Annotated in this window: 1 pseudogene; it reads left to right on the top strand. The window is 55.6% G+C overall.

From position 1 onward, the window contains the following. Window positions 1-43: 43 nt before the first annotated feature. Window positions 44-432, top strand: a pseudogene (locus FKW31_RS15915) (transposase); the annotation flags it as partial.

Raw genomic sequence — 432 nt, 5'->3', positions numbered from 1 at the left:
TTTTGAATGAGAATTTTCTCAGCGTAAGGATGAGGAGATTCTGATGAAGAGTGGTCGCTTTACTGACGCCCAGATCATGGGTGTGATCCGCCAGGCTGAGGGCGGTGTCCCGGTTCCTGACCTGTGCCGGGAGCATGGGATCAGCAACGCCACGTTTTACCGGTGGCGCGCGAAATATGGCGGCATGGATGCTTCGATGATCAGTCAGATGAAGGCTTTGGAAGAGGAGAACCGTCGGCTGAAGCGCATGTATACGGATTTGAGCATGCAGACGGATATCCTGAAGGAAGCCCTTGGAAAAAAATGAAGCGGCCAGCCCAGCGCCGGGAACTGGCCGCACAAGCTGTGGCGCATCATGGGGTCAGCATTGCGCTGGCCTGTCGGATTTTTGGGATATCCGAGACCTGCTTTCGCTATCGTCCGCGACTGGCA

Source organism: Acetobacter sp. DmW_136 (assembly GCF_008690365.1).
Taxonomy (GTDB): domain Bacteria; phylum Pseudomonadota; class Alphaproteobacteria; order Acetobacterales; family Acetobacteraceae; genus Acetobacter; species Acetobacter oryzifermentans.
This window is presented reverse-complemented; position numbering and strand designations above follow the sequence as displayed.